Genomic DNA, 26,590 nt, shown 5'->3' with positions numbered 1-26,590 from the left:
CATTCCGGAATTGACAGAAGCCGCAAACGCGGATATTGCTGCACCCCTCACTAGACGGACAAGGACGTTCGTATGAACTGGCAAGGATTGCTGGCTGCACTCTTATTCTGCACCAGCCTTACGGGTTGTCTCGACTCTAAATCGACTCGGCCATCGGATTGGCTGGATCGCTTCCGGCAGTCGGCCGGTCCGTCAGGCCCTAATGCCCTGTTCATTGAATACGCGCTCATCGAACGGCCGATGGCCGATCTCAAACTCGATAAGGAAATTTGGGCGGACGCCGACGAGCAGGTTGTCGAAGTCGAAAAACGCGCCACTGTGGAATCCAACGGCTATCGCGTAGGGCGCTTTGGAAACGTGCTGCCTTCTTCCTTGCAATCGATGATTGCCAACCCACAAACCGATGTCGGCCATCGTCAGCGCCGACTCTACTTCGATAGCGAATTCCGACTCGTAGTTAGCAAACCAGTACCCAAGTGCGATCTGCTGATTCCGGGTCTCGAAGCACCCGACGGCGGCAAGACGACCTTCTTCGATGCGGATTTCGGCATTCTTTTCACAGCTAAAAAAGACGGGGAAGACAAAATCCTTCTCGAATTTACTCCCGAGATTCAAAGTCTGGATCGTAAGAACGGCAGCTATGTAATCTGGGCGGCCAGCAAGATGTCGAATAAGTTGACGAACCTCTCCTGGAAGATCTCCTTGAATCCGGACGAGCATATTATCATCGGTACCAGTCCGCTGCGCGAGGACACCGTCGGCTATCGCTCCTTCGCTTATGGTGAGGGCAAAGAAGGTCGACAGCGAATCCTGCTGCTGAAGGCGGGTCGAATGGAAAATGAGGCCCGACAGATGAGCATGGGCAAAGATCCTTCGCCGCGGGCTGCGTCGAATTCCCTGGTCAATCAGGCCGTCGTCAGCCGACGATCGAATCGCGAGGAATGATCAGACCAGCGGCAATCCCAGGCGACGATCATTCGCCGGATCTTTGGGATAGCTGACTGGCTCACTCCAGGTTTCGGTTTTCTGCAGATCGGTAGTGACTGCCTGACCATAAAGAGTGAACGGGCTGGCTTCGTGCACCCTTACATCGATGGTCTGGCCGATTAACCGCGGGTTCCCGTCAAAAACAACAATGTGATCCGTCATCGACCGGCCGGCTAGCTGAATCGGGCCAGAGGTCTGCTTCATTCCAAGTTTGCTCGGCCCTTCCACCAGCACAGAAACGGTTTCGCCCACTTTGGATTTATGGTCGGCCAGACTGTTCGCGTTCTGAATCGCCAGCAGATCGTTATTACGCCGCTTCTTCACCTCTTCCGGGATATCATCCGGATAGAGATCGTCGGCCTTGGTGCCCGGGCGTTTACTGTATTTGAATATGAAGCTATTCTTGAACCGGGATTCGCGCACTAGATCGCAGGTTTTCTGAAATGCTTCCTCGGTTTCACCGCAAAACCCGACTATGAAATCGCTGGAAATCGCCACTCCTGGAACTTTCTCCCGGCAACGCTGCAGCATTTCACGGTAGAATTCCACGCTATACATGCGCTTCATGCGTTTCAGAACTTCATTGCAGCCCGATTGCACGGGCACGTGCAGGTATTTCACCGCTTTCGGCAATTCCCGCACGGCATCCAAAAGATCATCGGTCATGTCTTTCGGATAGTTGGTTACAAACTTGATTCTTTCGATGCCCGGAACTTCGTGCATCCCGGCAATCAGATCACTCAACCGTGTGCGGCGGCCATCGCCATGCTCGAACTCGTAGCTGTTGACCGTCTGCCCCAAAAGTGTAATTTCCTTACATCCCTCGTCTGCGAGTTGCTTGACTTCACCCCAAATCTGATTGGGGTGACGGCTTTGCTCGGGTCCTCGAGTGCTGGGAACGACGCAGTAGGTGCAGAATTTATCGCAACCGATTTGTATGCGGACAAAGGCCTGGAAGGAAGTCGGCCGCATGGAAGGATCGCGAACCGGATCGTAACTTTCGAAGCTGGCCTCGACATCTTTTTTGCCGGCTTCCGCCCGACCGAGACTTAAAGCGTATTGCGGCTGTCGGGTCTCTTGAACTACTTTGACCAGACTGGGAATTTGACCTAATTGACCGGTTCCTACAACCATATCGACGTGAGGTGCCCGCCGACGGATCAGTTCCTGATCCTTCTGGGCCATGCAGCCAATGACCCCGATGACCTTGTCGGGATGGCTTTTCTTATGCCCGACCAGACGGCCGAGAGCCGAGTAGATTTTCTCCTCGGCATGCTCGCGGACGCTGCAGGTGTTGAACAGAATCACATCGGCGTCGACGGCTTCGTGGGTGAGTTCATAGCCATCGCGACGCAGACCACCAACGACCAGTTCGCTATCCAGAACGTTCATCTGGCAGCCGACAGTCTCTATGTAAAGCTTCTTGGACATACCCATACGATACGAATTTCAGCAATCAGTTCTTCTTGGGATCCTTCTTTTCCGGCGTTGTCGGTGAGGTACCCTTCAGAGCGTTAATGTACTTGATGGCATCGTTAGCGGCTCGTTTGACATCTTCGTTCTTGTGGGTGGAAGCGATTCGGTTCAGTAACGGCAGTGCGGGTTCCCCGGCGGCTCCCAGGTTCCCTAACGCCCAAACTCCCATCCCTACATTGGAATCTTCTTTCTCCTGCTCTACCGCTTCCATCAAATCCTTCACCTTCATGCCGATGTATCGACCGGCGGTACCCAGGCCGAAATAGGCCTCGTAGCGTTGAATCGGATTGGAATCCTTCAATTGTTTAATGAGCGCAACGAGGTGAGGATTATCGGCTTTGAGCTTGGGCCCTTCGTACCAGACGATCGCCGCCCGAGCCCAGGTCGCAGTACCCGCGTCCTTCTCTTCCTTCACGCGATTGATGAGTGTTCGAACCACTGTGGCCGAATCAACTGCCGGTACGGTCGTTTTTGCCAGAATTATCAAACTTTGGATGGCTTCTTTGCGAACGACATAAGAACTATCGTTGCACGCCAGAATCAGCGAGTGCAAGGCCATGGCATCGGGAAACCCCTTGCCATCATCGTAGCCGACACGACCGATGGCCGCAACCGCTGCCCGGCGTAACTGCCAGGAAGGCATGGTCTTGTCGGAGAGCTTGATCAGTTTATCGAGGGCTTCCTTTTTGGCTTTGCTGCCAACTGAGGCGATCGCCAGGGTGGCTTCGTAACGGGTGTACATTTGCGGTGAAAGGAGCATCTCGCAGACAGTCTTAATTGCCGTTTCAATGTCTTTATCTTCATCCAGTCCCAAATTCTGCAGAGCGTAGAGGGCCGCCATGCGAACGCTGAGGTCTTTATCCTGGGTCAGACCGTGTATAATTGCGGAGCCACAGAATTTGCGGGCCGGCGGACCGAATACCACCAGGGTTCGCATGGCGGCTTCGCGAATGCTGGGGTCATTCGATTCCCGCGCTTCCCGGGCAAAGAACTCGGGCCCGCGACCATTCAAATCCTTGGGATAATTGGTTGATGGAGGATTAAACTCCTTCTTCATCGAATCGCTATCGTTTCCCGATTTGGCGGGGGGAGTCTGAGTCTTAGCCGGTGCGGAAGAGTCCCCCGGGGACTGGGAGGCCGGGTTCTGAGCGGTCAGAAGCGTGGCACCGAAGAGAATCAACAGGAGAGAGAAAGTACGCGGGTACATGCTATCGACTCCAGAGAGTTTGTTCCGGCTATTATACCGAAAAGAGGTAGGGTTCGCGATGGCAAGTTGAGCCTCCGCGGGGTAAAGTAAAAGTATGCACGCGATTCTTCCCATGGTAGTCCCGCAACCTTTGCCGGCTTTTCTCGATACCAAACCGGAGGATTTCCGGAGTTGGCTCGAAAATCAGTCTCAGCCGAGCATGCGCTGGAAGCAGATCCGGCGCGGCATTGTAGCCGGGCGGGCCGAGTCCTTCGATAGCATGAGCGAATTGCCGCGTAACTTAAGAACGCTGCTGACGGAACAATTTGCGCCATTAAGCACAAAAATCGACAAACATCTCGTCGCTACAGATGGAACGCACAAACTTTTGATTCGATTGCGCGATAATCGCACCATCGAATCGGTGCTGATTCAGGAAAGCCCTCGCAAAACGGCTTGTATCAGCACGCAGGTGGGTTGCGCTATGGGATGCGTCTTTTGTGCCAGCGGATTAAATGGCGTGGATCGCAACCTCACTTCCGGGGAGATCCTGGAACAATTGATCCGTCTCCGGAATCTCACAGGCCCCGAGGAGCGGTTGACACACATTGTCGTCATGGGCATGGGGGAACCTCTGGCGAATCTCGATAACCTTCTGGAAGCCCTGGAAATCGCCGGGAATCCCGACGGCTTGGGAATCGGGGCCCGACATGTCACGATCTCCACGGTGGGCTTGCCGGCCAAGATGCGCCGGCTCGCCGATTCTGGAAAACAGTACCACTTGGCCGTTTCGTTACACGCCCCGAATGATGAACTGCGATCCAAAATAGTTCCCACCAACGAAAAAACCGGTATCGCGGATATTCTTTCGGCTTGCGATTATTTCGTCGAAAAAACCGGGCGGCAGGTCACCTACGAGTACATTTTGTTGGGCGGGCTGAACGATAGCACGTTGCACGCTCGGGAACTGGCCGCGCTGCTTCGAGGCCGCATAGCCCACGTAAATCTCATCCCCTGGAACGAAGTGGAAGGCTTGCCCTTTCAAAGACCTCAATCCGATTCTCAAATGCAGTTCATTAATGCTCTAAAGCAGTCCGGCATCAGCGTTAAAGTCCGCAAGCGCAAAGGGGCGGATATCGATGCAGCCTGCGGTCAGTTACGGCGGAAAGTCGAACTGGAAACTCTCGCCAAGGCCTGAGTTTTAAGGTAGGATGGATTGAATTACTTTCCCTGGCGATTGTCATTTGAGACACTAAAACGTGCCTATCGGTAACACCAGCGCACAGATGGCCCTCCGCGACCCGGGGATTCGCCTGATGCTGCGCGTCCGAGATGATGATCCGCTCGCATTCGGCGAACTGGTGGAGGAGTACCAGCATCGCGTCGTGGGGGTGATGTATCACATTCTGGGGGACAAACAGGAAGCCGAGGATCTCGCTCAGGAAGCCTTTCTGCGCGTGTATCGCAATCGCAAGAAGTATCGTCCAAAAGCCAAGTTTGCCACTTGGCTGTTCACCATTGCCAATAATCTGGCACTCAATGCCATCCGGGACCGGAAGAAGCGACATACGGTTCCTCTGGGTCCCACGGATTCCCAGGCTCTGAATCTAGCCCCGGTAAATCGCCTCGAACAAAATCGACACCCGGCTCCGACTCAGAATCTTCAGCATACCGAGCTGACCGATCGAATTCGGGAAGCCTTGAATGAACTCAACGAGCGTCAGAAAATCGCCGTGATTCTCAACAAGTTCGAGGAAATGAGCTATGAAGAGATTGGCGAAGTCATGCAACTTTCCGTCAAGGCAGTGAAGTCACTTTTGAGCCGGGCCCGAGCCAAATTGCGGGAAGTTTTACAACCCTACATTTACATGGATGGAGAACGAGCCCCCGAAACTGGAGATGCGGATGAAGAATGATCAGAATCCCAACTCCGAGGGCCTTCCCGATGAAGGTGATGAAGAATTGATCGCCTATCTGGATGGTGAGTTGGATGCCAGGAAGAAGAAGGAAATCGAATCCCGATTGCAGGCGGATGCGAAGAGCCGGGAACGGCTGAAAGCTTACAAAAAAACCTGGGAGTTACTCGACACTCTGCCGAAAGTGGAGCCTTCGAAAGCCTTCACCGAGAAGACGATTTCGAAAATCGAACCGATTCTGGTGACTAAGACTTCACCGCCGTTCGCTTCCGCGGTGAAATCGGAAGCTCCTTTCGTGCCCACGATTTCCGCTCCTCCCAAGGCACCTTTTCCGCGCATCCTTTTCAGCTTGGCGGTGTTAGTAGGTTTGGCGTTCGGCTTTTTCGGACGGAGCGCTTTGCTGGCAAATAGAGCCAGGCAGGCCGAGCGGGAAAAGGATGCTCAGGTGGCCCGCGAACAGCGAATTTTAGAACACCTGCATCTGTACAAGTACGTCGACGATATTCAGACGCTTCACGATCTGGACTCGCCCGAATACTTCGGGAATGTCAAAAAAGAATAACGGAGCAAGTACATGCGAGCCTGGCGAATACTGGCGGCCGCCCTGGCACTTCTCGTGGCAACCGAGGCTTTACCCGCCCCCGATACGAACTCCACGGCCGCGCTGAACCCTCTTTATCTCCGGCAGCAACTGGCGATCTTTCAAAGTCTGTCGCCCGAACGGCAGGAACAGATCCGCAAACTGGATAAGGAACTCTTCGAACTTCCTGTCGCGGAACGACAGCATTTGGAGAAGATCATGGAACGCTACGTTTCCTGGCTTCAACAGATGCCGGAAAAGAACCGGGCACTTATTACCGCCTCGAATTCTGAATTCCGACTGGCGGCAATCAAGGAACAGAAATCCCGAGAATGGCTAGAGACGCTTCCCAAGGCCCATCGCGAAGAGTATGAAGCAACCACCAACGCCAAGGACCGCCTGGCGTTACTGGAAAAATGGAAACTCGAAGATGAGTCCCGCAAAGAACGCTGGCATTTCGCCCAAACGCACTGGAGCGAAGCCTACATGGTGGCCGCCATCGAATCGATGGAAGCCAACAAGCAACTCTGGAACAGTTACGTAATTAACCTCAGCAACCAAGTGAATTTCGTTCAGAAGAACCAATTACTGGAGCTCAGTAAGGCCGCGAGCAAAGGGGACGAAATTCAGAAATACGAATTAGTAGCTCGCTTAAATATGCTCAGCCACCGGACCTTGCTGCCGGGACCAAACGATGGGGTTCGATTTCGTGTGGCATTGCCCTCGAAACTGCTGGCCATGATGGAGGAGGTGGAAAAAAAAGACAAAACGGCCAAGAAAAGCTGGAAAAACGATGTCGAACCCTACCGGGGACAGTGGCCCGAATTTGCTGTCGCCGTTTCGGAATACCTCAAGAGAACGCAAATCACTCCTCCGGCTCCTTTGGTAAAAGCAACGACCAAAAGTGAAATGCCTGCCGAGGTGAAGAGATTTATCGAGGAGGAGATCGAAACCAAGAAGGGAACTCCGGAAGGCAAAGAAGCTTTGGAAATGCTGAGAAATGCCGAAGGTAAATGGCCCGAATATCCCAGGGCGATCATGAAAATTGCCGAGAAAAATAATCTTTTTGTGCCCGGCTGGATGATACCCAAATTGCCGGTGCCCAAGAAAGATAAGAAATAGGTTTCAAATCACCGGATTTCGCAAAACGCCGATGCCGGTGATTTCGATCGACACCTCATCCCCGGCGGCCAGACTAAAGCTATCAGGCGGCACAATTCCCGTACCCGTCAGCAAAAGCACACCGTGGGGAAAATCGTTTTCCTTGGTCAGCCATTGCACCAGACTTTCCGGTGTGCGATTGAATTGCGAAAAGCTCGTACTCCCCTCAAAAGCCGTTTGCCCGGCCCGTTCGATTGTCAGGCGGATCGTCACTTCCGAAAGTGCGGGCATGGACTCTGCCAGAGTGATCACCGGTCCCAGCGAACAGGATTGATTGTAAATCTTTGCCTGCGGCAAATAGAGTGGATTTTCTCCCTCAATATCACGGGAACTCATGTCGTTGCCGATCGTATAGCCGACAATCTTTTTCGATGGCGAAACGACCAGTGTCAATTCCGGCTCGGGGACATTCCATTTGCTGTCCTTGCGGATACGAACACCCTCGCCCGGAGGAACAACCTTCTCGGCAATGGCTTTCAGAAACAGCTCGGGCCGGTCCGCGGAATAGACTTTATCGTAAAACTGGGCCGCCCCCGCCGACTCTTCTTCGCGGGCAATTTTGCTCCGCTTGTAAGTCACACCGGCCGCCCAGACTTCCTGATGATCGACGGGTGCCAGAAACCGAACATCAGTTACAAATACGCTCTCAGTACTGGCCTTCTCGAGTTCTTGGGCCGTTTTCAGCGGACCCGTGGACGCCAGCAGCAGGCCGAGTTGCGTAGATGGAGCGAAAAGCTGGAGTTTATTCCCAACTAAACTTCCAACGCGAATTTCTCCCGTGCTCAGACGCACTTTGGCCAGTTGCATGCGATTTCCCTTTCCCAAGAGCCTGAAAAAACCTTCTTCCGATTCAGTTTATTTAAAACTCTGAATCACGGCGTCGGCTGTGCGGGTGGTTTGTGCATCGTGATTCTGTTTCAAATTCACGAAATTCTGATCGATGCGATCAAAAGCCAGCATCAGGAAGTATTTACCCGCTTCCATTTGGGCGGCATCGGAATCGTTTCGAGAAAGGAGATAATCGAGACGGCTCAGCACGCAACTGCTGGCATAAAGATCCATCGCAATATCGGCAAGCCGTTCATGGTTATACTGACTGACGAGGAACTTCGCTTCCGTACCGGCTCGAAGGAAGACAAAGGGCAGCGCCTGACCCAGTTTTTTGACTCGATAACCCAGTTCCCGAGCCACATTGCGAAGGGCATAGCTCTGCATCGGAATGTCCAGACGGGTCACTCGATCTCGAATCTGCGAGCCGACAAAACTCATGCCATCGGTGAGGCCCACCCAGGGCCGCTTGATCATATTCTTCCGCATCGCATCCAGTTGCATCCCCGGACCCCGGCAACCGACCACGGCGATGAAAGACTTCAGAACTTCGTTTGCGCCTTCACCGATAGTGTTGATGCGAGCATCGCGCATCCAGCGCTCGTACGGTTCGTTGCAGAAATAGGATTGTCCACCGAAGATTTGCATGCAATCGAAGACGATCGTCCACAGGTGTTCCGTGGAAAAAACCTTCAGAATCGCGGTCTCCAGCATGTAGTCTTCCGCACCCTGATCGATGAACGCGGCGCAAATCTGAGTCATGGCCTCCATGGCAAAAGTGTGGGCCGCCGCGAAGGCAATTTTCTTCTTCACCAGCTCGAATTCAGAAAGCGTCTGTTCGAACTGCACGCGCTGCTTGGCGTGCTTCGTCATAGCTTCAACGCACACTTTGGCCGCTCCGGTACAACTGGCCCCGAAAGTCGTACGACCGAAATCGAGTACCGTCAGCGCCACGCGCAGCCCTTTGCCGACCTGACCCAGAACGTTTTCCTTGGGGACTCGCATGTTCGTAAAGCGAAGTTTGCCGGTCGCCGTGCCGCGAATCCCCATCTTCTCCGCCCGGGCTTCCACAACTTCAAAACCGGGCATATCGGGAGTGACCAGGAAGGCCGTGATCCGAGATTCGTTGGGCTTTCCGGGCACGGGCGTTCGTGCCATTACCGTCAGAACCTGAGCGATGGCCGCGTTCGTGATATAGCGCTTTTGCCCGTTGAGAACGTAACCGGTACCATCGTCTGTCGGTGTAGCAGTGGTTTGCACATTAGCGGCATCGGAACCGGCGTTGGGCTCAGTCAGAGCAAATGCCGCCAATTTCTTACCGCTGACCAGATCGGGCAACCAGCGAGCCTGCTGTTCCTTGGTCCCGAACAGCAACAAGGCTCGAATTCCAATGCTGTGGTGGGCATTGACGAATACCGCAGTGGAAGCACAATGCCCACCGAGGATTTCCATGATTTTGCAATAAGCCTGCTGTTTGAATTCCCGCCCGCCGAATTCCTTGGGTGCAGTCATTCCCAGCACGCCGAGTTCCGCCAGACCATCGATCACGCTGCGCGGGATATCCGCCAGTTTGTCGATCTGTCGGGCATCGATTTTTTCATCGGCGAATTTCTGCACCTGGGCGCGGGCCGTTTCGACGATCTGTTTCTGTTCAGAATTCAGTTCGGGATAAGGAAAAATCAGATTCTGATGAAAGTGGCCGAAGAAAAGTGCTTTGGCGAACCCGAGAGTCTCCGGTCCGGCAAAAAGCAGTTCTTCTGCTTCTTTCTTCTGCTTTTCCAATTGAGCGGACGTTAGAGCCATTTTTCAACTCCGGGGAGAGAGACCGGTTTTTGTACGATTAGATATTATCATTGTTCGCGGAGAATCCGAAAAATCCACCCTTTTACTCTCGGTGCTCCCCCGCGCTCTATAAATTCTTCGTTCAATTCCCTTTAAGAGATAGATATGACCGCTGCGGCAGACCCCTCCGCCAAACAAATCCTTCGAGACGCAGCTCAGGCCGCCCGCAACAAGTTGGAGAACAAAGACGGTTTAAGTGCGATCATCCTGAACAAATTTCTCAACCAGCCGGAATATGCTACGGCCAGAACTGTCATGTACTACATCTCCATCCGCAGCGAAGTACGCACGCGAGCAGCACTCCCGGCCGCACTGGAGTCGGGCAAGCGAATTGTCGTTCCGTGGTGCAACGCTCAGGGAGAGCTGGAACTCTTTCATCTGACCAGCATGGAAGAACTCTCCCTAGGCACTTTCCAGATCCTCGAACCTAAACCCGAACTTCGCAAATTGCCGGAAAAGCACCTTCCTCCAGATGAGCTCGATCTGGTGATGGTTCCCGGCGTGGCTTTCGATAGACGCGGTGGCCGGGCCGGGTATGGCAAGGGCTATTACGATAAGCTGCTTCGGCACGTCCGCAAAGATACGCTTTTGACGGCCCTGGCCTTTGAATGCCAGCTATTCCCGGAACTTCCTATGGCCGATCACGATGTCTTCATGGACAAAGTGATCACGGAACTGGCGACCTATCCGGGTAAGGGCCGCTGAGTCAAGCGGGAGGTGAATAGAGAGGCAGCTCGAAGGAATAGGCCTCCTGATACTTCTGGGCCGCGCCGGTGTTGAAAACCACCACACGCTCTTTGGGCTTCACTTCTCCTCGAGCTTGTAGCTGGGCCAGAACATCCAGACAAATGGCCGTTTCCGGGCAGAAACTGATCCCTTCGAGTTGACCGCCCGTTGACATCCATCGGGATATGCTGTCCTCGGATCCAGTCAGCGCCTGCCCGCCGCTAGCTCGGATGGCATCCAGAATCATGAAATCTCCCACGGCCACCGGCACTCTTAAACCGCTGGCCAAGGTATGAGCATTCGGGAACAGTTCCGCGAAACGTTCCCCTTTCGCGTAGGCCGTCGCGATCGGGGCGCACCCTTCGGCCTGGCAGCTGTACAGGCGGGGCATCTGGTTCGACTTCAACCAGCCGAGTTCTTTCAGTTCCTGGAAGGCTTTCCACATACCGATCAGGCCTGTTCCTCCGCCGGTAGGATAAAGAATCACATCGGGCAATTCCCAGCCAAATTGCTCGGCAATCTCCAGCCCCATCGTTTTTTTGCCTTCGAGGCGATAAGGCTCCTTGAGCGTGGAAAAATCGAACCACTGCATTTCCGCGGAACGATCTTTGACTATTTTCCCACAGTCATTGATCAACCCATTGACTCGAAACGCTTTGGCCCCGAACATCGCCGTTTCCATCTGATTGATGGAAGGCGTGTCGGCGGGCATGAAGACATAAACTTCCAAGCCTGCTCGGGCCCCATAGGCTGCGGCCGCACCTCCGGCATTACCCGCCGTCGGCAAGGCGATCCGCTTCACACCAAGCCACTTGGCCATGCTGACGGCGGCCGTCATTCCCCGGGATTTGAAGGAGCCGGTCGGTAGCTGCGATTCGTCTTTCACCCAGAGGTTCTTTAACCCCAGATGCTCGGCCAGGCGCGGGCAGTTCAGCAGCGGAGACATACCTTCGCCCAGCGACACCGGTTCCACATCCATTGGAAGCGGAAGGAGTTCGCGATAGCGCCACAGACTGGGGGGTCGCTTGGCTATCTCGTCCGGCGTCACCGCTTTGCGAATCGCCTCGAGATCGTACCGCACCCAAATCGGCCGGCCGGCGTGCATTCCGTGCAATTGACCGAACGGTAACCGCGTGCCGTCGATTGCCGCTTCCAGATGGGTCACATAGTGGTTCATGAAACGTTCAAGTCCTTCGCTATCAGACCAATATTCCGCATCCGAATCAGGCCAGGGATGAAACCATCCCAAACCTCCCGAAATTCCGGCCAGGTCATGGATCCGTAATTGCTGAGAAAAATATTGTTCGAGTCATAACCATAGGCGACCATCCAGTGCCCGGAGGGAAAATGCAGACCCAGAATCTGCTTTCCGGGCATCTGACACATGACCATAACCGGTTTATTCTGATCGAGATAATTTCTAAGGGTTTCTTCCTCTTCAAAAAAATCCAGCTGGGTGCCATACGCCGCACACATTCGCTCGACTCTGCCCCGGCTGGTACCAAATTTTCCAAAAAAAATGTTGGGAGGATGGTCCGCTTCCAAAGCGTTCATGATCTGGGCGGCCTCCTCCGGCAAGGGAGGAAATTTTCCCAGATGAGTCAGATATGTCGCAGAGGCGGCCAGGCCGCAATTGGTCGGCGTGAGTTTGCCATCCCAGTTGGTGTACTCGAAAATCCGATCCAGACCGCGATAAGTCGAGGTGTCGGCTCCGGTAGCGGTAATCCAATCTGCCATAATGAGTCAGAGTTTAGAGATTCGCACCTGCGAGGTGCCCCGTGCTCCACGCCGATTGAAAGTTATATCCTCCGATGGGACCATCGAGATCTAAAATTTCGCCAGCGAGGTACAATCCGGGGACAATTTTGCTCTGCATATCCCGGGAATCGACTTCTTTCAGATTCACGCCACCCGTAGTCACTTCGGCTTTTTCAAAGCCCAGGGTACCCCGAATCGGAATTCGCAATTTCTTGATCCACTGAACGAGTTTGAGCCGATCGGCCTTGCTCAGCCCCGCGGCCTTGCGATCGACCTGCAAACCGGTTTGAAGCAGGCTCATATCGGCCAGACGTCGCGGCAGAAGTTCGCTGAGCACCACGGCAAGCTGCTTCTTCCCCGAAGCCAGAGATTCTTTCTGAAGGAATTCATCGAACTGATTTTCCGACATCGCCGGTAGAAAATCGATTTCCAATAGGAGCGAACCGGGTTGCGGATGCCGGCTGATCGACTTGGAAACATCTAGGGGAGCCGGCCCGGTTAAACCAAAGTGGGCCATCAGAAATCCGGAACGGCGGGAACTCAGTGTTTTGCCATTTTCCAGCACCTTGAGGGAAACATCGGGAAGAGTAATGCCGCGAAGCTCCCCCACCCAGTCGGCCTGGACTTGAATCGGGACCAAAGCCGGTTTCGGCGGAACTATCGTGTGCCCCAACTGGCTGACAAATGCAAACCCTTCACCTCGGGTTCCGCAACCGGGATAGGATTGCCCGCCGGTGGTCAGCAAAACTTTAGGGATTTGCATCGTTCGACGAGTGGTCACGATCTCGAAGCCCAAACTGTCTTTTTTCAGCTCGGTAACCGACTCTTCCAGAGCCAGCTGAGCGCCCACTCTTTGAACGCGCTTCACCAGGGCCTCGAGCACATCGGCCGCTTTATTGCTGACCGGAAAAATTTTACCGGTGTCTTCGACTTTGGTGGCGACGCCTTCGCCCTGAAAAAATTGAATGACTTCCCGAACGCCGAAGTGGGCGAGAGGAGCGTGCAGAAAAGAGCCGTTGGGACCAAACGCTTTGACAATATCGCGATTTTCGCAATCGTGCGTAATGTTGCAGCGGGTACCGCCGGACATGAGAATTTTGACACCGGGCTTGCGGTTTTTTTCGAGGACCAGAATTCTGCGCCCTCGTTCGGAAGCGGCAATGGCCGCCATCAAGCCGGCGGCACCGGCTCCGATGACTACTGCATCCCACGATTCTGTCATGAAGAGATTCTAAGTGGGCGGGGCAGAACTGGGCGAGATCCAAAATTCATTATTTCGGGATCTGGTAGGGCTTTACCGACAGCGGCGGATCGTCATTCGGGATCGGCTTCAGCTGGGGAACGGTTATCGGTTTGGGTTCTTCCACCTTGACAGGTTCGGTCGCGCTGGCCGGCAGAATGAGCCCGGCCGACTTCGGCTCATCCATTAATTTGGGAAGTAAGGCGGGTTCCGGAAAGTTAGTACTGACTGTGGAAGGCAATTTTGGCAATCCGGGTTCGGCGGGAATAGAAAGCGGTTCTCGCATCGCGCCGTCTTTCTTTCCGTCCTTGGTTTCCGGAGTGTCTTTGTTCTCGGCCGGAGAAGCCGTACGCGGAGCCGCCGGGGCCGACTGCGTTTTCTGAGCGCTGGGAATCTGCAGCGTGGGCAGCGGCGGCGGAGTCCGAGATTCGTAGGAATTCAGATCGAGCGCCAACAGCACGCATCCGATAACCGAGGCCAGCAGGGTCAGGCCTTGCAAGCCTGTATAGACGTCGTTACCCGGTTTGACCGTTTCTTTAACCTTCGCCATGGAGTATCTCCAGAATACCGATGTCCAAATCCCTTGTACGGTCGGACGCTTCGTTCAACTCGAGGGAACACTAGAGTTCGCTTCTACTAACATTAATCGCTTAAGACTTGAATTATTTCGAGGCCAGTGAGGTCAGAATCGTGTCCCCCACGCTCGGCTTCTTGATGTTGGAAGTCGCTGCAGGAGTAAAGTAGCCAATGGCTTTCTTCGGCTCCGAACGGCTGATCCGCAGCGTTCCCAGTAGCGTAGAAGCGGAAGGATTTTTCTCGTTAAACCGGGCCACGAACAATTCGTTGCCTTCCTTGATTCCCGAATCAGATCCGATGGATATTTCGGTGAGACCGCGATCATTCACAGCCGTCACTGAGCCAGCGACTCCCTTCGGCGGCGGCGGAGCATCATTATTCAGAATGCTCGGATTCGAAAGCCCCAACTTACCCATCTGTTTTTCAATGGATTGATATTTGTTCGTCAGATCGGCAAAGTCATTTGCGAGTTTCTGGTTGCGCGATTGCAAGCCAGCCAATCTCTGCTCCGCTTCGACGCGATCCTTCCGCTCGACGTTCTTTTCCTTTTCGAGCTGAATGATCATCGCCTCGCGATTCTGCCGCTCCGCCTTCAGAGATTCGAGTTCTTTGCCCAGCTGAGTGATTTGGGCCGTCATGCTGGCCTTGTCGGAATTGTCCCCGGTCGTCGTCTTCTTGTAATCGGCCAGGTCTTTCAAAGCCTGAACCTTGGCGGCTTCCGCGGTCGAAACCGCGTTCTTCATGGAATCGATCTGGCTGTTGAGAGCCGAGATTCGTTCTTCGCGACCTTTCAAATCGTTATCGTGAGTCTGTTTTTCACTCTTGTAAGCGGCCTCGGCTACCAAGGCCAGGTCTTTGGCCCGGTCGTATTCTTTCTTCCAGTTCGTGCGAGTGGTGTAGACGACCACGATGAGCGCGCAGGTAGCAATGGAGAGTATCAAGTTCAGAAAAACAAAAATAATACCTACGGGTCGCATGTCGAAACCTCCCGATAAACTGCCGACCGAATCCCCCGATACGGTCCCCCACAGGACACGGCAGTATCCTTCTATGCAAATGGTAACCTACGTGGAGGATGCAATATCCCCCTTCGGCTGCGGGTGCTTATAACGCTTGTATTCAGGTCGTCAATGGCATTTCTCGCTAATTCCCATCATACACAGAGGTTACAAGACCCTAAAAGAGAATTTGACGTGGATTTGGGCAAGTTTGAGGGGAATTGCAGGAAAAGCCCGACCGAAAATTTAGGGAAGACGGTCAGGTAGAGTAAAGCGGGCAATTTCTCTCAACGCTCGAGACTGTAAAGCATCCGGGAGCCGTCCAGCAGCGCAAACTCCGGTTTCGGAATTTCGCGAGCCGGGTGCATTCTCAGAGCCCGGTTATCAGCGAGGCGTCTAAGCCCATCGTGAAAAGCGGGAATAGTCAGGCTCGGGTGCTTGGGATGGATGGCATCGAAGAGTTCCGGCATCGGACAGACCGAATTGCCGGTCATCTGCTTGCGCTGTTCCAGATAAGCGAGGGCATCGTAGCCCCAGGGAATCAGCGCCTGAAGAGGATCGGCCAGCAACGGCCCCGTCGCATCCATCCGCCGAATCGTCTCTTCCACGCGGGCCGTCAGAGAATCGAGCCGACTCACATAACTTTCAATTTCTTGGGAAAATTTTTGCGAAATTGCTTCGAGCTTATTTCGCATATCGGCGACCAGGCCCGGTACCCCCGACTTGGCGGAGATCAGGACGTTACGAATCTCCCCCAGCACGGCCCGGGGAGCATCGTGGGAATAAACGAATTCCACACCGCGCGGCGTTATTCGAACCCATTCCAGGCTAATGGGCCCGCGTGCTTCGGTGCGGGTAATTTCGAGCAATTCATTGCGCAGAGCGTGGTTGGACGCCTCCAGGGACAGTCCCATTTTGGATGGGAAAAGTCCATCGAGTTTTCCTGATCGGAACAGGCGATGTTCCTGCGGATTCGCTAGTGCGACCTTCAGCGCATCCAGCAAGATGGTTTCCATCTTGAACATGCGATCGTCGCGAACCGGGCCATCCATAGCTTGTCCTTCCGTTGTTTCCGGGAGAATCGCGACTAATCTAACATTTCGTTTGAAAACAGGGAATATCGATCTCATGAAATTGAAACGCATACTCAGCGGCGTCCAGCCGTCCGGCAAATTGCATATCGGCAACTATTTTGGTGCCATTCGCCAGCATATCGCTCTTCAAAATGAGGGGGAATGCTTCTACTTCATTGCCGATTACCACTCGATGACAACTATTCAGAACGCCAAAACGCGTCTGGAACATGTTCGGGACGTTGCGCTGGACTATCTCGCTCTCGGCCTCGACCCTTCCAAAGCCCTGCTCTTCCGGCAATCGGACGTGCCAGAGGTTTGCGAGCTGGCCTGGATTCTCGGCACGGTTTCCAACATGAGCCTGATGGAAAAAGCCCATTCCTACAAGGATAAAATTGCCAAGGGTATCGAAGCCAGTATCGGCCTGTTCACTTATCCGGTTCTGATGGCGGCCGATATTCTGATCTACCGATCCAATCTGGTGCCTGTAGGCCAGGATCAGGTGCAGCACATCGAAATTACCCGCGATCTGGCCGAGAAGTTCCATCGAGCGTACGGGAAGGAAGTTTTTCCGCTGCCAGAGCATCGCCTGGACGTCGGGGCTAAAGTTCCCGGAGTCGACGGCCAGAAAATGAGCAAATCTTACGGGAACACCATCGAAATTTTCGCCGAAGGGAATCCGCTTAAGAAGACCATCATGGGAATTGTCACAGATTCCACTCCGGTCGAAGCTCCCAAGAACCCGGAAAACGATACGATTTTCACCCTTTTCAGCCTGTTCGCGTACGAAACTGAAATTGCCGAACTGGCCAACCGCTACCGGGCGGGAGGCCTCGGCTACGGCGACTCGAAAAAGATGCTGCTCGAGAAGGTTAATGGCTACTTCGGTCCATTCCGGGAAAAGCGAAAAGAGCTAGCGTCCCGGCCCGATTATGTGGAAGATGTCCTCCGGACATCGGCCCGGAAAGCTCGTGCGGAAGCGATCGCTACCATGGAACAGGTACGCGAGGCAAGCGGATTTCTGAAGCAGCCGATTTCCGTCTAAACTCAGGGGACCTTCGTGGCGCCGATTCTCTACTCCCTCACTCTGCTGGTAAGTGCTGGTCTCTTAATGGCCATCCAACCGCTCGTGGGCCGGATGTTACTGCCCTCGGTAGGCGGGTCCCCGGCGGTCTGGAACACCTGTCTGGTCTTCTTTCAGGCCGTTCTGCTTCTGGGGTACCTCTACAGCCACTTTATGACTCGGAACGTACCGGCCAACCGTCAGATGATTCTTCATCTCGTTGTCCTGGTAGTGGCGGCGATGACCGTTCCGATTTCGCTCCAAAACCAGTCGCCGTCCGAAAACGAGTCTCCCATTCTGTGGTTGCTGAAAACACTTTTCTTTGGAGTGGGACCGGCCTTTTTTGCGGTTTCGACGACTGCCCCGCTGTTGCAACGCTGGTTTAGCCAGACGGATCATTCCTCTGCGAACGATCCTTACTTTCTGTACGCGGCCAGTAACCTGGGAAGCCTGGCCCTACTCATCGCTTATCCGCTGTGGATAGAACCGAAACTGCGACTGGCGGAACAAGCCGAGACCTGGCGGTATGCCTTTTACATTTTGATTGGGCTGATTCTCTTTTGCGGTATCTTTGCGGGAGGAAAAACGCATGCCACAGAAGCCGTCCCGGAAAAATCGGAACCTCTGACGACGTCCCGGATACTTCGCTGGATTGGGTTGGCTTTCCTTCCTTCCAGTCTGTTGCAAGGCGTGACGACCTGCATTACCACCGACATTGCCTCCATGCCCCTGCTCTGGATGGCTCCCCTGGGTCTCTACTTCCTGTCTTTTATTTGGGCTTTCAGTTCAATAATTCGAGTCCCACTCAAATTCGTTTCCACGGCCACATCGATCTCTATCCTTGCGTTATTTTTTGTCCTATTAATCGAAGCCGCCGATCCGGTTTTTGTCGTTCTGGGCATTCATCTCATCACATTTTTTTTGATCTGCCTCTTATGTCACGGCGTATTAGCGAAAGACCGGCCGACGCCGGATCATTTAACTGCCTACTTTCTGTGGATTGCGCTTGGCGGAGTGCTCGGCAGTGCTTTCAACGCCCTCCTCGCTCCATTCATTTTCCAGCGCTTAGGCTTGATCGAATATCCCATGATGCTGATCCTCGCGAGTCGGATCCGCCCAACGCCGGAAACGGCAAAATTCGATTGGAAAGATGTGCTGATTCCGACTGCCCTTGCTGTGGCTATCGGTGCAATCATGGCCCTGCTGAAACTGGCTGCCATACAGAGTATTATCCATTCCCTGCACGAATCGTCCGGCCTCCCCCTGGTGAGTCTCCGAGGAGCCTTGCTCTACGGCTTGCCGATGATCTATATTTTCACACTGGTGGATCGGCCCCTCCGGTTTATGCTGGCGCTGCTGGTAGTATCCGCCCTGAGCGCCTTCGATGCCGGCGCCACTGGAAATGTGCTGCTCCGCGAACGAAATTATCTGGGAGTTTTGAAGGTCACTCTGGATCCCGATTATCCGTTCATCCGTCTGGTGCACGGTCGAACAATCCATGGCCAGGAGTGGCTCGACCCGGCTCGGATAAATGAACCTCTGACCTACTACCATCCGCGCGGACCTGCTGGAAGCGTTATGTTGCGCTGGCGAAGGAGTGATGTCAGCCAACCGATCAAGACGGTCGGCGTGGTCGGTTTGGGGATCGGCTCAATGCTAAGCTACGCCAAGCCCAATGAGGATTGGATTCTGTACGAACTCGATCCGGCAGTGATTCAAATCGCTCAGAATGAGAAATATTTCCACTTCATCAAAAATTCTCCGGCGAACTCCCAGACTTTCCACGTCGGCGATGCCCGACTGCGTCTGAAGGAAGAACCGGATGGAAAATTTGACCTTTTGATCCTCGATGCCTTCTCTTCCGATTCCATACCGATTCATCTGATCACCCGGGAAGCAGTCGAGATGTATTTGTCGAAATTGGCGCCGGGCGGCATGCTTCTGTTCCACGTGTCTAATCGCTATCTCGATTTGCCGCCAGTACTCGCAAAAATTGGCTCGAGCTTCGATCCACCTTTGGAAGTGCGCGACAATCAGGGAGATTCGGATCTTCAAAAGGGGCAGTTTCCCTGTCAGTGGGTCATCGTCCTCCGGAATGTCGAAGACCTTAAGGAGCTGCGCAGAAGCCCCTGGATCCCCACCCGTTTTGGCCCGAGTACTCCTCTATGGACGGATGATTTTTCCAACGTCATCGACATTCTTAAACCGATGTTCGAAAAGGACTAGCATTCACTCGCGCTAGGAGTTTACATGGCTTACTGGTTGTTCAAATCGGAACCGGAAGAGTACAGCTACGATCAACTGCTCCACGACAAGAAAACCTGGTGGACCGGCGTCACGAACGCGCTGGCTCGAAAACATCTTCGGAGCGTGGCCAAGGGGGACCAGGTTCTGCTGTATCACACCGGAAAAGAGAAGCAGATCGTGGGGGAGATGGTGGTCAGCCGAGGTCCGACGGAAGATCCGGAGGCCGGCGACCAGAAGAGCGTCATGGTGGAAGTGAAGCCGCAACGTCGCTTGAGCGTGCCGGTAACCTTGGAGACCATCAAAGCCGATCCGATTTTCGCGAACTGGGAACTGGTACGGATCGGTCGACTCAGTGTCATGCCCGTTTCCGAGGAACTTTGGGGGAAGATCCAGGAATTGGGAGCCGGCAAGTAGGTCAATTTCCGGTTGTAGCGATCCTGGCTCTCATTTTCTGGCGCAATTTATTGGGCTGACCGAAGTGCGGCAGGTAGAATAGAGGGAGATTTCCACTGCTCTAAATAGTGGGAAATTCTCAATCCACGCCATTACACCATGAGTGCATACCGAGAAACTGCTTCCCCTCCTATTCTCACTTCCATCGTCCTCTCCCCATGGAATGCGCTGAGATACCAATTCGAAGAAATGCCCGTCGAATTTGCCCACCGATTCGGGCTTTCCCGGCGCGGTATTTCCCTCGTTCTGATTCTTTTCGCCGGAGTTTTGACTTTCGTTGGCTACTACGGCTTGAAAGAAGTCCGCGGGGAGATGCACTCAAACGAAGCCATGGAATCCTGGCGGGAGTTTGAAGTCGCGGCTCTGACCCTCGACACGGACAAGATGAAGAGTACTTTAGAAAAGCTCGCTAAATTCCGTTCGGAGGATTCCCGGGTAAGCAACCGCTTGAAGGCCATGGAAACTCTGGAGGCCGATCCGCACGATCAGACGATGCTCATCTACTGCATCTTGAAAAACCGGCAGTTGAACAAGCTGCCCGAAATGCGTCGCGAAGCCAAAAAGCGACTCGATTATGCCAAAGGCGATTGGCTGTGCATCTGCCTGCTGGCGGAGGATTCCGTACAGAATGGAAATAAAGAAGAGGCTCGGGAGATCCTGAAATCACTCCCTCCGCCCCAGCAAGCCACACCTTCGCCCAATCCCAATTTGCTTTGCCTGGCCATCCAACTTCACCGCAATCTGAATATGCCTTTTGAAGGGTTGCGGGATTACATGGTGTTGGACATGCTACTTCAGGTCAAAAAGAAGGCCTTTTCGGACCGCTGGCCCCCGGCCATCAAACTTCAGTATTACAACTGCTACCTCACCGCCCTCGAATTCTTCGACCAATATCCCGATCTCAAAGGCTATTGGGTTCCATACTCCAATATGGCCAGGATTTTTCTGGGTGAAGAGGACATTCCCAACTTCATTTATACCGAATTCGGTAAGTGCCAGTTTCGTCAGTTAGCGATTCTGGACGAACTGATTCAACAGAAGAAATTTAATGCCGAGGAGAGCGACGAGCTCAAAAAGGAACTGGAAGATCGGGTCGAGCGATGCTGGAAGAATGTGATGCAGCGCGAGCCATCAAATCCGATCGGCTACGTCGGGCTGGCTCTGATCCACATTCGCCGACAGGAATTGAAGGAAGCCATCGCTCTGATCGATAAAGGGATCACTGCCTGCGGGGAGGATAAACCCGAACTGCTGGCCGCGCTGACTCGTCTCGTCCGAATTGTGGATACCAAAACCGGCCTGTTGATCATCCAGCAAGCGGTCGAACGAAAACCCAACGATCCCACGCTGATCGCCTTACTCATCGAGAATGCCCGAGCGGCCAATCGAAACGACATTGCTCTGGAAGCTTGTCAGCGATTCAAACAATTGTCGAAGGCGACTTTGTGGATCGCACGAGAGGAGGCTTCCATCTATCTGGATCAAGGCCAATCTTCCCGGGCGATCGCCTCTATGAGTCTAGTGGAAGACCAGATTCCGACGGATGCCGGAGCCATCAATGTCTACATTCGAGCTCTGAATAAAGCCGCTGCTCACACGGCCATCCAGAAGTTCCTGGATAAGGTCCTGGAAGATGCCACCAAGCCGGATGTTATTTATGAGGGCTTGAGGACGGCCTGTGAAGGCGAGGCGACTGATTACGTGGCTACGGCAGCGGAAAAGATGTTGCAACGTTGGCCCGATTACAACAACGCTTGGAAACTCAAAGGAGACGCCTACGCCCGTCAGGCGGAACCGGTATCCACTACACTGGGTTGGGATTCCGTAGCCGCGGATCAGGCGGTACGGGCCTACGACAACTATCTTCTGAAGGAATCGCAGGATCTTAGCTGTATCGAACGCCGCGCCTGGCTTCAACTGCGGGGAATGAATCTGCCCGCGCTGGCCGACCAGAGTTCCAGTTTACTGAAGGAAATGGAAGAACGTCACGCTCTCCCACCCAGCGCCCGCAACGTTCTTGCCCGAATTCTGCTCGAAAACGGGCATCCCGAGCAGGCTCGTGAGATTCTGAAGCAATTGATCGAAATCAATCCTAAAGTGCCGATCTATTACATTCATTTGGGGATGGCCTACCTCAAAATGGATAGAAAATCGGAAGCTCGGGAGAACTTTCAAATCGCCGGTAAGATGTCGAAGGCGACCTGGGAAACATTTGAACTGGATGTCGGCTACAAAATCCTCGAAAACATGAAAAAGGTGAAATAGATGCGCTCGTTTATTCTCTCCCGAGTCGGAGTGGCTCTTCTGGGTACGATCACCCTCGCGGGGTTCGCCACCCCGAATCAGCAGTTGTACGCTCAGGGGGATACTAAAACTGCGGAGAAGAAAAACGAAGATGTCGACAAGGCGGAGAAAGCCTTCAACAAAGGTCAGTTCGATGAATGCCTGAAGTTCCTGCAAGATGCCGAGAAGAAAGATCCGAAAATCGCACCGGCGCGATTGAATCTGGCGCGATTTTTCCTCACGGTTCTTCGCAGTAATCAAATCGATCAGAATGCCCGCTTGCAAGTTTTTCAGATGGCGCGAACCAACCTGGAACGGGCGGTCATAGAAAATCCCAACCATCCCGAATGCTACCTGGAAATCGCCAGCATCGCTCTTTCGGAATTCCGATTTACCGAAACCATTCTGGCTTGCCAGACAGCTCTCACACTCGCGAAGTCGGACAAATGGAGCTCGGACCAGAAAAAGATCTTTGAAAAGGAAGCCAATGCAGGCTTGGCGACGGCATTCGATGATCGAGGAGACTGGGAATCGGCCAAAACTCATTATCTGGCCTGGAAAATTCTCGACCCCAAATCAGCCCCGCTGATGCAGCGACTGGCCAAAGTTTATTTCAATCTGAATAAAGCGGATGAAGCCTTCGTCGAACTGACCCAGGCCAAGGCCGAAGACCCCACTCTCGATCCCCCGGAAGTCGCCATGGGCTTGCTGTGGGCGAATAAACCGAATAAGGCCAAGGCCGAGGAGTGGTTCCAGAAAGCGATCACGAAAAATCCCAAGCTGGCTCGCGTTCATCAGGCCTATGGGGGCTGGCTTCTGGATACCGGTAATCTCGCCGCCGCGAAAATCTCGATTAATCAAGCGAAAACGCTCGATCCGATGGCCCCGGAAACGCAATCTCTTTTGGGATTACTCGCTCGATACGAAAATCGGCTCGATGAAGCCGAGAAAATTTTCGAAGACCTGATGAGATCGCAACCGGCGAACTTTTTCGCTTCGAACCAGTTGGCTCAGGTTCTGGCGGAGCAGACCAGTTCCCCCTCCCAGCAGCAGCGTGCACTTCAAATCGCCGGAGTGAACAAAGATCGCCTGTCGCGCAATCCGGAAGCCTGGTCCACGCTGGGCTGGGTATTGCTGAAGGTCGGTAAAGAATCGGATGCCGAGCAGGCTTTGAATACCAGTATTACTCTGTCGAATAAACAAGTAGCCCCCGACACCGCTTACTTCATTGCGTCGGTCCTGAAAAAGAAGGATGAAAAGAAGTTCTCGGATGAAATTCGGAAATACCTCGAAGGGGCCATCGCCGCCGAATCGGCGTTTATCCATCGGGCCGACGCGGTGCGCATGCTAACCGATTTGAATTCCCGCTATCCCAAGAAGGAAGAACCGAAGGATTCGAAGAAAGAGCCGGAAGGCGAAAAGAAGAAGTAGTTGGTTCCGCTCGACCGTTCCGCGGGCGGCTCGAGCAACTATCCCCTTTCCAAGACGTCATGAATATTTTCGTAAACCGATACTTTCAGGCGGCTTGGGTACTTTTGGGCCTGGCCTGGGCCGGGCTGATCTATCATCTGTTCCTGCTCTGGAGCGGCTCGCCCGATTATTCCAGCCATTACGTCATACCATTGGGTTCCTGCTGGCTGATCTTTTTTCACGATCGCGAGCGTTTCAAGTCGGCTGATGGTGGTACTTCATTACTTGGCTACCTGCCCCTGTTGCTCGGCATGGCCAGCATAGTTCCCGCCTGGTACATCCTTTCGCAAGTGAGCGAAAGCACTTTTGTCTTCTGGTGGCTGACCCTCGGTTACAGCCTGGCGACTCTCTCGCTGGCTCTGTGCACCTGGGGTTGGGCTCGAACTCGAATTCTATTTTTCCCGATTTTGTTTATCTTTTTCTCGCTGCCGTTACCCGATGCGATTTTCTTCTCGTTTCGCACTTATCTGCAGGAGTTGGTCACCGGTTTGGCAACTCAAGGCCTCAAGCTCTCGGGCTGCGAGGTAGTTCGCAAGGGTTTTGAAATTCACATCCCCAGCGGCCCGTTGGAAATTGTCGAAGCCTGCAGTGGAATTCGTTCGATGACTACCATCCCGGCTATGGCCGCATTCGTGGCTTATTACCGCCGATTTAGTTTTGGCAGAGGAGTATTGCTTTTCCTCTTCAGCATTCCGATCGTGATATTCTGCAATACGATGCGCATAGTGGTGACCGGGATTCTGCAGGAAAACTTCGGTACGGTAGTGACCACGGGCATCTATCACGAAATGCTCGGTTATGGCATGGCTCTGCTCGCCCTGTTTATCACGATCCTGATTTCGAATCTGCTGGCGACCAAACGAACCGGCACTCAACCGGTTATTGTCATTCCTATTCCAGAGCATTCCCCGGAACGAATTCTTTCGGGCATAAGCTGCCTTCTGATAATCCTCTCGAGCGTGGCGGCCTCCGGCTATCTGGGCTGGAAGAGTTACTCGCGCATCTGGATGCAGGACGAAACTGTCTCCCTGGCAAACCTGCCCTTAAAGATCGGCGAGTGGCAAGGAGAAGCTCAATTCGTCGACAAGGAGATTTCTCAAGTTTTAGGGGCCGATCAGATCATTCGCCGGGTCTATTCGAACCCCATCGGCCATCAGGTCCATGTCTGGGTGATGTATTGGCCCGCCAGCAGCCTCGTTAAACGGGGCCATCATCCCGAGGTCTGCCTGCCCAATCGCGGCTTTAAACCGGTGTCGAAATCGGTCGAACATCTGAAAATTGGCGACCGCCAGCAGATCGTCCTCATCGAACAGTTGTTTCGACGCGAAAATCAGGACCAGATGCTGCACTATTGGACTCAGGACGGTCACCATTTCGTGACCGAGGAAGAGGTAGCTCAACAAAATCAGCTCAGTACCAGCGAATGGATTCTCAAACAGTTTCGGACGACTTCCCAACAGGATCAAGTACCGAGAATCGGAATCCTGATAGGCATGCCGGCCACCGGTCCCTTGGAAACCACCCGCAAGACCTTGACCAAATTCACGGTTGCCTTCGCCCGCGAGTTGTATAACACCTGTCCCTGGGCGGTCCCGGACGGGGAATGAGAACTACCGTTTTCACTTAACAGGTTGTAATCGGCCAACTACAATGAAATTATGAGTCGCTATAAGCTCAACGTTATTCTTTCTCAGGCCCCCGGTAAACATCCCGCCAAGCGCTCGCTCGAAGAGAGCATAGCCGCCGCGCTGATTATGGAACCGGGCCTGGAAGTTTCGATTATCCCCAACCTGTACGATCTGTCCCCCGATCATACGGGTCGGCTATTTCTGGGCAATGTCGCCGGTGATATGGTCGTGCTGTCCTGGCTTTACTCCCGGGCGGCCTTCTGGCTGTTGGATCGCATTGGTATCAAGGGGAATCTCGGCGAAATTCAACTTAAAGCGGCCGAGGATCGCGAAGACGAAGAAGACACGCCCACGGATAGTCCCGAAGAAAATAAAGCGATCGGCGTGCAGGGACCTGTTCCGGATCGACACATTTATTGCCTCGATTTGCGGGATTCGAATTTACCGGAGGCTTACGTCCAGGAAATCCGCCGGATCTATCAGGAGTGTAAGACCCGCCGGGAACAGAAAACCACCACTGAATTCAAGCCGAGCTTCGTTCAGTTAGGATTGTTGACTCCCGTCAAGAATGAACCGGCCGAAGCTCCGACAAACGCCAATCCGTTCAGCAAGGAACAACTGCTCGCCCCACCCGGTCGTCGCTGGTACCCGGTGATCGATTATTCGCGTTGTACCAACTGCCTCGAATGTCTCGATTTCTGTCTCTTCGGCGTCTACGATGTCGACAAGGCCGATACGATTCTGGTGGCCAATCAGGATAATTGCAAAAAAGGATGCCCAGCCTGTTCAAGAGTTTGCCCGCAACAGGCGATTATATTCCCAGAATATAAAAGCCCCGCCATCGCCGGTGCTGATGTGGGCAGCGTTTCCGGATTGAAAATCGACCTCACCCGCTTATTCGGCGGCGAAGTGAGTGACCCACTCTCGCAAGCGGTGGCCGAACGCGATCGGGAACTCGTCGCCGATGGCCGAAACGCAGTCGGAACTGCTGTCGGAATTCCCAAACGGCAGGAAAATCGGACCAACCAGCCGGCCGATGATCTCGACAAATTGATGGACGACTTGGATGCTTTAGGGTTATGATTAGGAGAGGTCTTTA

23 protein-coding genes are annotated in these 26,590 nt (G+C 53.7%); 13 read left to right on the top strand and 10 right to left on the bottom strand.

From position 1 onward, the window contains the following. Positions 1-72: 72 nt before the first annotated feature. Complete coding sequence (locus KIH39_RS25650) at positions 73-945, top strand: hypothetical protein (RefSeq protein WP_213496888.1); 873 nt, start codon at positions 73-75, stop codon at positions 943-945. Here KIH39_RS25650 and miaB read toward each other — a convergent pair whose 3' ends face one another. Then, the gene (gene miaB / locus KIH39_RS25645) at positions 946-2,418 is read right to left on the bottom strand and encodes a tRNA (N6-isopentenyl adenosine(37)-C2)-methylthiotransferase MiaB (RefSeq protein ID WP_213500615.1); all 1,473 of its coding nucleotides are present in this window, start codon (positions 2,416-2,418) and stop codon (positions 946-948) included. Positions 2,419-2,443: 25 nt separating this feature from the next. Beyond that, positions 2,444-3,670, bottom strand: coding sequence for a HEAT repeat domain-containing protein (locus KIH39_RS25640; RefSeq protein WP_213496886.1), 1,227 nt, complete (start codon positions 3,668-3,670; stop codon positions 2,444-2,446). A 94-nt stretch (positions 3,671-3,764) separates the two neighbouring features. Between KIH39_RS25640 and rlmN the strand changes: the two genes are divergently transcribed. From rlmN to KIH39_RS25620, 4 genes are all read left to right on the top strand, one after another. After that, positions 3,765-4,847 carry a 23S rRNA (adenine(2503)-C(2))-methyltransferase RlmN gene (gene rlmN, locus KIH39_RS25635; RefSeq protein WP_213496884.1) on the top strand — a complete coding sequence of 361 codons (1,083 nt, stop codon included), beginning with the start codon at positions 3,765-3,767 and terminating at the stop codon, positions 4,845-4,847. Between the two features lie 61 nt (positions 4,848-4,908). Continuing rightward, positions 4,909-5,565 carry an RNA polymerase sigma factor gene (locus tag KIH39_RS25630; protein WP_213496882.1) on the top strand — a complete coding sequence of 219 codons (657 nt, stop codon included), beginning with the start codon at positions 4,909-4,911 and terminating at the stop codon, positions 5,563-5,565. After that, entirely contained in the window at positions 5,555-6,127 is a 573-nt protein-coding gene (locus KIH39_RS25625) for an anti-sigma factor family protein (protein ID WP_213496880.1), read from the top strand. Before KIH39_RS25630 ends, KIH39_RS25625 begins: the two co-directional genes overlap by 11 nt. Before the next feature lie 12 nt (positions 6,128-6,139). Beyond that, the gene (locus KIH39_RS25620) at positions 6,140-7,267 is read left to right on the top strand and encodes a hypothetical protein (RefSeq protein ID WP_213496878.1); all 1,128 of its coding nucleotides are present in this window, start codon (positions 6,140-6,142) and stop codon (positions 7,265-7,267) included. Positions 7,268-7,270: 3 nt separating this feature from the next. Here KIH39_RS25620 and KIH39_RS25615 read toward each other — a convergent pair whose 3' ends face one another. Both KIH39_RS25615 and KIH39_RS25610 read right to left on the bottom strand, forming a co-directional pair. After that, on the bottom strand, positions 7,271-8,113 hold the full coding sequence (locus tag KIH39_RS25615) for a fumarylacetoacetate hydrolase family protein (RefSeq protein WP_213496876.1): 843 nt from the start codon (positions 8,111-8,113) through the stop codon (positions 7,271-7,273). Between the two features lie 48 nt (positions 8,114-8,161). Next, positions 8,162-9,937 (bottom strand): acyl-CoA dehydrogenase family protein, encoded by a 1,776-nt coding sequence (locus KIH39_RS25610; RefSeq protein WP_213496874.1) that lies wholly within the window; start codon positions 9,935-9,937, stop codon positions 8,162-8,164. Positions 9,938-10,081: 144 nt separating this feature from the next. Here KIH39_RS25610 and KIH39_RS25605 point away from each other — a divergent pair, with 144 nt between their 5' ends. After that, positions 10,082-10,681, top strand: coding sequence for a 5-formyltetrahydrofolate cyclo-ligase (locus KIH39_RS25605; protein WP_213496872.1), 600 nt, complete (start codon positions 10,082-10,084; stop codon positions 10,679-10,681). 1 nt (position 10,682) lies between these two features. Here KIH39_RS25605 and KIH39_RS25600 read toward each other — a convergent pair whose 3' ends face one another. The 6 genes from KIH39_RS25600 to KIH39_RS25575 form a co-directional block, all read right to left on the bottom strand. Beyond that, a complete protein-coding gene (locus tag KIH39_RS25600) occupies positions 10,683-11,879 on the bottom strand; it encodes a threonine synthase (protein ID WP_213496870.1) in 1,197 nt (398 codons plus the stop codon). Next, complete coding sequence (locus tag KIH39_RS25595) at positions 11,876-12,439, bottom strand: C39 family peptidase (RefSeq protein ID WP_213496867.1); 564 nt, start codon at positions 12,437-12,439, stop codon at positions 11,876-11,878. The genes KIH39_RS25600 and KIH39_RS25595 overlap by 4 nt, the downstream gene beginning before the upstream one ends. A 13-nt stretch (positions 12,440-12,452) precedes the next feature. Continuing rightward, positions 12,453-13,682: a BaiN/RdsA family NAD(P)/FAD-dependent oxidoreductase gene (locus KIH39_RS25590; protein WP_213496865.1), complete on the bottom strand. Its 1,230-nt coding sequence runs from the start codon at positions 13,680-13,682 to the stop codon at positions 12,453-12,455. Positions 13,683-13,731: 49 nt separating this feature from the next. After that, entirely contained in the window at positions 13,732-14,250 is a 519-nt protein-coding gene (locus KIH39_RS25585) for a hypothetical protein (RefSeq protein ID WP_213496863.1), read from the bottom strand. 112 nt (positions 14,251-14,362) lie between these two features. Next, positions 14,363-15,253, bottom strand: coding sequence for a hypothetical protein (locus KIH39_RS25580; RefSeq protein ID WP_213496861.1), 891 nt, complete (start codon positions 15,251-15,253; stop codon positions 14,363-14,365). A gap of 308 nt (positions 15,254-15,561) precedes the next feature. Further along, the gene (locus tag KIH39_RS25575) at positions 15,562-16,326 is read right to left on the bottom strand and encodes a hypothetical protein (RefSeq protein ID WP_213496860.1); all 765 of its coding nucleotides are present in this window, start codon (positions 16,324-16,326) and stop codon (positions 15,562-15,564) included. 76 nt (positions 16,327-16,402) lie between these two features. Here KIH39_RS25575 and trpS point away from each other — a divergent pair, with 76 nt between their 5' ends. From trpS to KIH39_RS25540, 7 genes are all read left to right on the top strand, one after another. Continuing rightward, positions 16,403-17,392, top strand: a complete 990-nt coding sequence (gene trpS, locus KIH39_RS25570; RefSeq protein WP_246539428.1) for a tryptophan--tRNA ligase — start codon at positions 16,403-16,405, stop codon at positions 17,390-17,392. A gap of 15 nt (positions 17,393-17,407) precedes the next feature. Further along, positions 17,408-19,636: a fused MFS/spermidine synthase gene (locus tag KIH39_RS25565; protein WP_213496858.1), complete on the top strand. Its 2,229-nt coding sequence runs from the start codon at positions 17,408-17,410 to the stop codon at positions 19,634-19,636. A gap of 24 nt (positions 19,637-19,660) precedes the next feature. Further along, positions 19,661-20,071 carry an EVE domain-containing protein gene (locus KIH39_RS25560; protein ID WP_213496856.1) on the top strand — a complete coding sequence of 137 codons (411 nt, stop codon included), beginning with the start codon at positions 19,661-19,663 and terminating at the stop codon, positions 20,069-20,071. Positions 20,072-20,299: 228 nt separating this feature from the next. Further along, positions 20,300-22,375, top strand: coding sequence for a tetratricopeptide repeat protein (locus KIH39_RS25555; protein WP_213496854.1), 2,076 nt, complete (start codon positions 20,300-20,302; stop codon positions 22,373-22,375). Next, complete coding sequence (locus tag KIH39_RS25550) at positions 22,376-23,824, top strand: tetratricopeptide repeat protein (protein WP_213496852.1); 1,449 nt, start codon at positions 22,376-22,378, stop codon at positions 23,822-23,824. Positions 23,825-23,883: 59 nt separating this feature from the next. Continuing rightward, the gene (locus tag KIH39_RS25545) at positions 23,884-25,470 is read left to right on the top strand and encodes an exosortase C-terminal domain/associated protein EpsI (RefSeq protein ID WP_213496850.1); all 1,587 of its coding nucleotides are present in this window, start codon (positions 23,884-23,886) and stop codon (positions 25,468-25,470) included. Between the two features lie 51 nt (positions 25,471-25,521). Beyond that, the gene (locus KIH39_RS25540) at positions 25,522-26,574 is read left to right on the top strand and encodes an ATP-binding protein (protein WP_213496848.1); all 1,053 of its coding nucleotides are present in this window, start codon (positions 25,522-25,524) and stop codon (positions 26,572-26,574) included. Positions 26,575-26,590: the final 16 nt, after the last annotated feature.

Origin of the sequence: Telmatocola sphagniphila (genome assembly GCF_018398935.1) — a bacterium.
GTDB classification, from domain to species: Bacteria; Planctomycetota; Planctomycetia; order Gemmatales; family Gemmataceae; genus Telmatocola; species Telmatocola sphagniphila.
This window is presented reverse-complemented; position numbering and strand designations above follow the sequence as displayed.

Coding starts and splice junctions, on each gene's coding strand:
- KIH39_RS25650 (WP_213496888.1), top strand. CDS start 73: ATGAACTGGCAAGGATTGCTGGCTGCACTCTTATTCTGCACCAGCCTT.
- KIH39_RS25540 (WP_213496848.1), top strand. CDS start 25,522: ATGAGTCGCTATAAGCTCAACGTTATTCTTTCTCAGGCCCCCGGTAAA.
- KIH39_RS25595 (WP_213496867.1), bottom strand. CDS start 12,439: ATGGCAGATTGGATTACCGCTACCGGAGCCGACACCTCGACTTATCGC.
- KIH39_RS25545 (WP_213496850.1), top strand. CDS start 23,884: ATGAATATTTTCGTAAACCGATACTTTCAGGCGGCTTGGGTACTTTTG.
- trpS (WP_246539428.1), top strand. CDS start 16,403: ATGAAATTGAAACGCATACTCAGCGGCGTCCAGCCGTCCGGCAAATTG.
- KIH39_RS25550 (WP_213496852.1), top strand. CDS start 22,376: ATGCGCTCGTTTATTCTCTCCCGAGTCGGAGTGGCTCTTCTGGGTACG.
- KIH39_RS25580 (WP_213496861.1), bottom strand. CDS start 15,253: ATGCGACCCGTAGGTATTATTTTTGTTTTTCTGAACTTGATACTCTCC.
- KIH39_RS25575 (WP_213496860.1), bottom strand. CDS start 16,326: ATGGATGGCCCGGTTCGCGACGATCGCATGTTCAAGATGGAAACCATC.
- KIH39_RS25605 (WP_213496872.1), top strand. CDS start 10,082: ATGACCGCTGCGGCAGACCCCTCCGCCAAACAAATCCTTCGAGACGCA.
- miaB (WP_213500615.1), bottom strand. CDS start 2,418: ATGTCCAAGAAGCTTTACATAGAGACTGTCGGCTGCCAGATGAACGTT.
- KIH39_RS25615 (WP_213496876.1), bottom strand. CDS start 8,113: ATGCAACTGGCCAAAGTGCGTCTGAGCACGGGAGAAATTCGCGTTGGA.
- rlmN (WP_213496884.1), top strand. CDS start 3,765: ATGCACGCGATTCTTCCCATGGTAGTCCCGCAACCTTTGCCGGCTTTT.
- KIH39_RS25610 (WP_213496874.1), bottom strand. CDS start 9,937: ATGGCTCTAACGTCCGCTCAATTGGAAAAGCAGAAGAAAGAAGCAGAA.
- KIH39_RS25560 (WP_213496856.1), top strand. CDS start 19,661: ATGGCTTACTGGTTGTTCAAATCGGAACCGGAAGAGTACAGCTACGAT.
- KIH39_RS25590 (WP_213496865.1), bottom strand. CDS start 13,682: ATGACAGAATCGTGGGATGCAGTAGTCATCGGAGCCGGTGCCGCCGGC.
- KIH39_RS25640 (WP_213496886.1), bottom strand. CDS start 3,670: ATGTACCCGCGTACTTTCTCTCTCCTGTTGATTCTCTTCGGTGCCACG.
- KIH39_RS25600 (WP_213496870.1), bottom strand. CDS start 11,879: ATGAACCACTATGTGACCCATCTGGAAGCGGCAATCGACGGCACGCGG.
- KIH39_RS25555 (WP_213496854.1), top strand. CDS start 20,300: ATGCCCGTCGAATTTGCCCACCGATTCGGGCTTTCCCGGCGCGGTATT.
- KIH39_RS25585 (WP_213496863.1), bottom strand. CDS start 14,250: ATGGCGAAGGTTAAAGAAACGGTCAAACCGGGTAACGACGTCTATACA.
- KIH39_RS25620 (WP_213496878.1), top strand. CDS start 6,140: ATGCGAGCCTGGCGAATACTGGCGGCCGCCCTGGCACTTCTCGTGGCA.
- KIH39_RS25625 (WP_213496880.1), top strand. CDS start 5,555: ATGAAGAATGATCAGAATCCCAACTCCGAGGGCCTTCCCGATGAAGGT.